The organism is Pseudomonas baetica, assembly GCF_051216495.1.
In the GTDB taxonomy this organism is placed as follows: Bacteria; Pseudomonadota; Gammaproteobacteria; order Pseudomonadales; family Pseudomonadaceae; genus Aquipseudomonas; species Aquipseudomonas baetica_B.
In genome coordinates, this window is the sequence record NZ_JBPKAM010000181.1 from 1 (window position 1) to 7,152 (window position 7,152).

The 7,152-nt window shown below is 63.3% G+C and carries 5 protein-coding genes; 2 read left to right on the forward strand and 3 right to left on the reverse strand.

The genetic code is table 11. The annotated features are described in order from the left end of the window. Nucleotides 1-120 precede the first annotated feature (120 nt). Together ACSFE6_RS30430 and ACSFE6_RS30435 are read right to left on the reverse strand one after the other, a co-directional pair. Entirely contained in the window at nucleotides 121-1,350 is a 1,230-nt protein-coding gene (locus tag ACSFE6_RS30430) for a Zn-dependent hydrolase (RefSeq protein ID WP_435431075.1), read from the reverse strand. 22 nt (nucleotides 1,351-1,372) lie between these two features. Next, nucleotides 1,373-2,683 (reverse strand): MFS transporter, encoded by a 1,311-nt coding sequence (locus ACSFE6_RS30435; RefSeq protein WP_435431076.1) that lies wholly within the window; start codon nucleotides 2,681-2,683, stop codon nucleotides 1,373-1,375. Nucleotides 2,684-2,947: 264 nt separating this feature from the next. Here ACSFE6_RS30435 and ACSFE6_RS30440 point away from each other — a divergent pair, with 264 nt between their 5' ends. After that, nucleotides 2,948-3,631: a response regulator transcription factor gene (locus ACSFE6_RS30440; protein WP_435431077.1), complete on the forward strand. Its 684-nt coding sequence runs from the start codon at nucleotides 2,948-2,950 to the stop codon at nucleotides 3,629-3,631. Here ACSFE6_RS30440 and ACSFE6_RS30445 read toward each other — a convergent pair. Then, nucleotides 3,628-4,284 (reverse strand): Fe2+-dependent dioxygenase, encoded by a 657-nt coding sequence (locus ACSFE6_RS30445; RefSeq protein WP_435431078.1) that lies wholly within the window; start codon nucleotides 4,282-4,284, stop codon nucleotides 3,628-3,630. The genes ACSFE6_RS30440 and ACSFE6_RS30445 overlap by 4 nt on opposite strands. Nucleotides 4,285-4,436: 152 nt before the next feature. Here ACSFE6_RS30445 and ACSFE6_RS30450 point away from each other — a divergent pair, with 152 nt between their 5' ends. Further along, nucleotides 4,437-6,995 carry an autotransporter domain-containing protein gene (locus ACSFE6_RS30450; protein ID WP_435431079.1) on the forward strand — a complete coding sequence of 853 codons (2,559 nt, stop codon included), beginning with the start codon at nucleotides 4,437-4,439 and terminating at the stop codon, nucleotides 6,993-6,995. Nucleotides 6,996-7,152 lie beyond the last annotated feature (157 nt).

The following is a 7,152-nucleotide window of genomic DNA, read 5'->3' on the forward strand; positions in this document are numbered from 1 at the left end:
CCCCCCCCCCCCCCCCCCCCCCCCCCCCCCCCCCCCCCCCCCCCCCCCCCCCCCCCCCCCCCCCCCCCCCCCCCCCCCCCCCCCCCCCCCCCCCCCCCCCCCCCCACAGGGGACTTGTGGTTAGTCGGCTTTTTCGGCACGGGCCAGCACGGCATTGAGCAGCACATCGGTGCCCTGGCGCACGTCTTCGGGCAGCACATCCTCAGCCTCGTTGTGGCTCAAGCCGCCGACACACGGGATGAACACCATGGCCGTCGGGCAGAATCGCGCCAGATGGATCGCGTCGTGCCCGGCACCGCTGACGATCGATTGCTGAGCGTAACCCAGCCCGTCCACCGCCTGCTGCACCGCCGCCACGCAATCGGCATCGAACGGCGTGGCCGGGCTGATCCAGTGCGGGGTGATGGTCAGGTTCAAGCCGCGACCGTCGGCAATGGCCTGAAGCCGCGCGCGCACCTGTTGCTCCATGGCCGCGATGGCATCGTCGCGGTGATGACGCAGGTCGACGGTGAAGTTCACCAGCCCCGGTATGGTGTTGCGCGAGGATTTGTTGATGTTCAACTCTCCGACCGTGGTCAGCCCTTCGGGGGCGAAATCGGCAGCCAGTCCTTCAATGGCCTGAATCATTCGCGCCACGCCATACAGGGCGTCCTTGCGCAGCGGCATCGGCGTGGTGCCGGCGTGGGCGGCCATGCCTTCGACCCGCACGTCCAGCCAGCGGATCGCCTGGCCGCCGCTGACCACGCCTATGCTCTTGGCGTTGTCTTCAAGGATCGGCCCCTGTTCGATGTGCGCCTCGAAATACGCATCCACCGCGCCACCCAGCGGACGTTCGCCGGCATAACCGGTGCGCTTCAATTCATCGGCGACGCTGATGCCATTCACATCCCGCACCGCCAGCGCCGTGTCCAGCTCCATGATCCCGGTGAACACCGCCGAGCCGAACATCGCCGGGGTGAAGCGTGCGCCTTCTTCGTTGGTCCAGACCGCCACTTCCAGCGGCTTGCGGGTCTGGATCCCCAGGTCGTTGAGGCAACGCACCACTTCCAGGCCGGCCAGTACGCCGTACACGCCATCGAAGCGCCCGCCTTCGGGCTGGGTGTCGAGGTGGCTGCCCATCATCACCGGTGCGGCATCCGGATCGGTGCCGGCGCGGCGGGCGAACAGGTTGCCGATGGCATCCACGCTCAGGGTCATGCCGGCTTCACGGCACCAGTGGGCAAACAGTTCGCGACCGGCCTTGTCTTCATCGCTCAGGGCCAGCCGGCAATTGCCACCACGGGCCGTGGCGCCGATTTCGGCCATGGCCATCAGACTCGCCCAGAGGCGTTCGCCATTGATCTTCAACATGAGTTACTCCAGGAAGTCGGGATTAAATGCGGGCCAGTTCGACGCGTTCAGCGCTGGCATGGCGACGGGCAAGGGACAGGACGCAAACAAGAGAAGTCGCGGCGATCAGGCTGTAGAACACCGCCATCGGCCACCACTGCCCGGCGAACTTGTGCGCCAGCAGGGTGCCGATCAGCGGCGTCAGGCCACCGGCCACGGCACCGCATATCTGATACGCCAGGGAGATCGCGGTGTAACGCACGCGGGTCTCGAACATACCGCTGACGTATCCGGCAATCACCGCGTAGAACGACGCCATACACACCACCGCCAAGGCAATGCCGAGGATGATCAGCGGCGCCTGGGCCGAGCTGACCAGCACGAACATCGGGTACGGCGAGGCCATGGCCAGCAGCGATACCAGGCATAGGAAACGGGTCGCGCCAATTTTCTCGGCGACCCACGCGGCCACTGGCTGGATGCAGAACTGGATGATCGCGACGAAGAACAGGCACTCAAGGATCAGCGAACGCGGCAACGCCAGTTGCTGGGTGGTGTAGGCGATCATGAAGGTGTTGGTGAAATACACCCCGGCGATGCCCAGGGTGTTGGCGCCGATGCACAGTAGCAACGGACGCCATGCGGTGCGCACGACCTCCATCACCGGAGCCTGCTCCTTGCGTTTGTTTTTGATTGCCTGTTCGCGGCTGGCGAGGAATTCCGGCGATTCATTCACGCCTAGGCGAATCGCCAGGCCCACTAGCAGCAACAACGAACTGGCAAGGAATGGCAAGCGCCAGCCCCAACTCATTAGATCTTCTTCCGGCAAACGGGTAACCGCGCTGAACGCCAGCAACGACAGAATCAAACCGGCCGGACTGCCCAGTTGCGCAAACGAGGCGAAGAAATTGCGCCGGCCTTTCGGCGCATGTTCGCCGGCCATCAACACCGCCCCGCCCCACTCGCCACCGACAGCGATGCCCTGGACGATGCGCAGCAGAATCAGCAGCACCGGTGCGGTGGCGCCGATCTGAGCGTAGGTCGGCAGCAAACCGATGCACACAGTGACCACGCCCATCATCAGCAAGGTGATGATCAACGACTTCTTGCGCCCGATGCGATCGCCGATATGGCCAAAGACAATCCCTCCCAACGGCCGCGCAAAAAAGCCCACGGCAAAGGTGCCGAAGGCGGCCATGGTGCTGAACAGCGGATCGTCGGAAGGAAAGAACAGCGCGCCGAACACCAACGCGGCGGCAGTGGCGTAAATGTAAAAGTCGTACCACTCGATCATGGTGCCAATGAAGGCAGCGGCGGCCGCACGGCGCGGTTGGGACGAAGCGTTGGGCTTCATGAGGGTCGGGCTCCTTTGGTTATTTTTTTGGCAGGAGAGAAACGGCAAAAACGGGGCGCTCTGCGGCGCCGGTCTGGGGAGGATTTTTCGGCCCGGAGCCATGATTAGTCAATTTTCTATTTATTATTCTGATTATTATCTGAATTTATAATCAGAAGGCGCGCAGCCGTACGTGACATAGACACCCTTCACTCTGTCGGAAAAGGCGCCAACTCACTTGTATATGGCTCGCCGGCAATGATGGCCAATTGATACAATCGTGCCATGACGCCTTTGATCCTCCTCGAACAAGACCCCGTACAGGCCCTGGCACTCAGTGAGTTCCTTGGACAAAACGGCTACATCACCACGACCGTGCACAGCCTGGCGTCGTTCGAACAACGCTTCGACGCCCAGCTTCATCCCATGGCGATCATTGATCCGAACCTGCCTGACGGGGACGGACTCAAGTTGATCCGTCGTTTGCGTCAGGCCGGGCAGCGACTGGGGATAGTGGTATTGAGTGCCCGTGCAGACGTTTCCAGCAAAGTCGCAGCCCTGAGTCACGGCACCGATCACTTCCTGAGCAAGGATTGCGATCTGGATGAGTTGGCGGCGGTGCTGGAATCACTGCGCTGGCGCTTGAACCTTGGCCACAGCGAACAACGCTGGCTGCTCGAGCCCGGCCCCCGACGCTTGCAGGTTCCGGGCAGTGGGCCGGTGCGCCTGTCTCAGCAGGACCTGTTGGTATTGCGCTGCCTGATGAGCCAGGCCGGCAGCAATGTCAGCCGCCAGAGCGTGATCGAAGCGCTGGACCAGGATTACCTGAGCTATGACCAACGGCGACTCGACTCGCAGATGCGACGCCTGCGCCGCAACATCGAGGAATGCTCGGGCCAGACGCTGCCGATCAAGACTTTGCGCAACGTCGGCTTCTGTTTCTACGCGCCCGCCAGCATCCAGGCCTAATCGGCCCACATCCGCATCAGTCGCTGAACGCATTCAGTGGTTTGCAGCGCCAGCGCCTGATATTGCGCGTCCCGGCTCAGGTGCTGGGGCACGGCGCTCAACTTGCCGAGGATTTCCCGGTGTTCGGCGCTGCGTATGCGGCTCTGGATCCAGCCGGCCGCCGCGTGCCGCACGCCTTGGGTTACCGGCCGTACTTCGTGCAGGCAGTCGTTGGGGTAAAGCAGCAGGCTGCCGGCGGCGAGCTTGAAGCTGAAATTCTGCGATTGATGGTTGATCACCAGCTCGCCGCCGTCATAACCGGCCGGGTCTTCAAGAAACAGCGTGTAAGAGATATCGGCACGCAGTTCTCCCATGAATGCACCGTCGACATGCAGGCCATAGGTCATGCCGGGCTCGTAGCGATTGATCAATGGGCGACCGACATGTTTGGGGATGGCGAAGGCTTGCAACGCCGGTTGCTCCCACAGTGCGCGGGTGAGGCGCTCGAGCAGCGCGCCGTGCACCTGTTGGTCCAGTTGCAGGTTGTGCTTGGCCTCGCGGGCCATGCCGTTGGCGGTGATCTTGCCGTCGCTGAAAGGCCCTTGGGCAATCGCCTGGCGGATGTCTGCCAGCAATTGCGCAGGCAAGGCGTTCTCGATGATCAGGTAATGCACGTGTGGGCTCCCGGCGCAGGTTCGCGCGCATCCTACCAGCGGCCGGCAACGACCTGAACCGGCGCTCAGATTTGCTCAGCCTCGTTTACGGACTCTTCGGTAGATTTGCGCGATCTGTCAAACAGGGCCCATAGAGGCCACGCGGGAGTGAAATGAACAAAGCTTTTCGTATTATCTGGAGCCACACGCGCCAAGCGTTCGTGGTGGTTGACGAACTGGCCGGCGCCCGGGGAAAACGCAGCGCCGGGCGTCTGTTGCTGGCCGGCGCGGGGGCCGGCTTGCTGGCGATGGCCACGCCGGCACTGGCTATTCCGGCCTGCACCGGGGTTGCGGCGGGAGAGACCCGTACCGCGACCTGTTCGCTTCCAGGCCCGGGCCTGACTGTCGCTTCGGGCGGGACGATCAATGTCAGTTCGGGCGCTGGCGTGTCCATTACCAACATCGGCACCAACCAAGGCCTGACCAACAGCGGCACTGTCCACGGTAGCGATGGCGTCAACGTGTACATGGGCTCCATCGGTGGCGGTATCACCAACACCGCCGGCGGTACGATCTCGGGCAATGATTCGGGCATCGTCATCAAGGAAGGGGGGGCTGTTGTCGGCGGCATCAACAATGCCGGCAGCATCACCGGCGACTTCGGTATCCGGATGCTCCAGACCGAGTTCGGCCCAACCCCGATCATTAGCGGGCTGGACAATAGCGGCATCATCAGTGGTACCCAGGCGGGCTTCAGCGCCGACCGGTCCCTGATCAACGGCAATGTCATCAACCGCGCATCGGGTTCCATCACCGGTAACTCGGCGCTGACCCTGAGCAGCACCTCTGTCATCGGTGATATCCATAACAGCGGCACCATCACCGGTACGTCCAATGGTGTGAAGCTCAGCTCGGCCTCGGCTCACAACATCATCAACGACGCGGGCGCCACCATCAGCGCCAGTAACGGCCCGGGCATCCTGATCACCAACAGTTCGAGCATCACCTCCATCGTCAACAGCGGCACTATCAGCGGCAATATGTACGCCATCGATGCCAGCAACAATTTCGAAGGCGGGTTGAGCTCGATCGCGATCGATGGCAACAACACCGCCCGCTTTATCGGTGCGGTCAATGCGCCGGACGCCGATGTGGTCCTGCGCCAGAACGCCACTTACACGCTGCGTGGCGGCGAATCGTTCACCATCGACACCTTCAACAACGACGGCGTGCTCGGCGTGGCTGCCAGTGCCGGCACCACGGCGACCATTCACGGCAACTACCTCCAGAGTGACGCTGGTGCGTTGAAAATCGGCGCGGCTGGCGATACGTCCTACGGCAAGCTGGTGGTGGACGGGACCGCGACCCTGCCTGACGACGCCAGGGTCATCGTCGACGTCACCCCCGCCGATACCCGCTTCAATACCTCGCGACTGGCCAACGTGTTGAGCGCCCAGACGCTGAACAGCAACGGCACCTTCGCCGTCAGCGACAACTCCCTGCTGTTCGACTTTGGCGCGGTGAAGAACGGCAACGCCGTCGACCTGACCATGGTCGCGGCGGCCGTGACCCCACCGGTTGTCGATACCCCGCCTGACGTCGAGCCGCCATCAAGCGGACCGAGTGCCGAACAAGTGGTCAATCACCTGGGTAACACCCCGGCCGGCCCGGCAGCCCGCGCACTGGACCAGAGCTTTGCGCAGAACCCCTCCGGCGAACTGGCCAGCCACTTCGTTGGCCTGACCACCGAACAGCAAGTGTCCGATGCGGTCACCCAGACCCTGCCGCTGTTGACCGGTGGTATCAACAGCGCCACCAGCAGCACGCTGTCGGGGATCAATCGCGTGATCCAGGCCCGCCAGGGCAGCAACAGCGGCCTGTCGTCCGGTGATGAGCCGGTCGCGCAGGACAATGCGTGGATCAAGACTTTCGGCTCCTGGGCCGATCAAGATGAGCGCAGCGGGATCTCCGGTTTCGACGCCGACACCCAAGGCCTGGCGATTGGTGTCGATGGTGCATTCACCGAACAGACGCGCCTGGGTATCGCCTTTGCCTACGCGAAAACCAATGTCGACAGCGACTCGCGCATCGCCCCGCAAGATGCCCAGATCGATACTTTCCAGTTGATCGGCTACGGCAGCTACGCCCTGACCCCGGACACCGAGCTGAACTTCCAGGTCGATGCCGGCCAGAACCGCAACGAAGGCAAGCGTCACATGCCATTCGCCGACGCGACCGCCAAGGCCGACTATGACAGCTACAGTGCCCATGCGGGCCTGGGGCTGGGACACACGTTGCGCTTCTCCGAGACGTTGACGTTCGTGCCTTCGGTGCGCGCCGACTACACCTGGATCGGTGATGAGGCGTACCACGAGAAAGGTGCCGGTGCCCTGAACCTGGACGTGGACAGTCGTGATGCCGAGGAGTTGATCTTCAGCGTCGATGGCAAGCTCAACTACAACCTGGGCGCCAACACCGTCCTGAGTGCCAACCTGGGTGCCGGTTACGACGTGATCAACGAGCAAACCTCGATTTCGTCCGCGTACGCCGGCTCACCAACAGGGGTCTTCACCACCCGTGGCCTCGATCCAAGTCCGTGGCTGGGACGTGCTGGTCTGGGCTTGAGCCATACCCTGGACAACGGTACCGAAGTCAGCCTGCGCTATGACGCCGAGTCGCGCAGCGACTACCTCAATCAGGGCGCCTCGATCAAGGCGCGTTGGGCGTTCTAAAACGCTACTGCGTACAGGCAGATTGAAAGCCAGCGCGGAACTTGAGACCGGACAAAATCCAACTGTGGGGGGGGGGGGGGGGGGGGGGGGGGGGGGGGGGGGGGGGGGGGGGGGGGGGGGGGGGGGGGGGGGGGGGGGGGGGGGGGTGGGAGAGGGG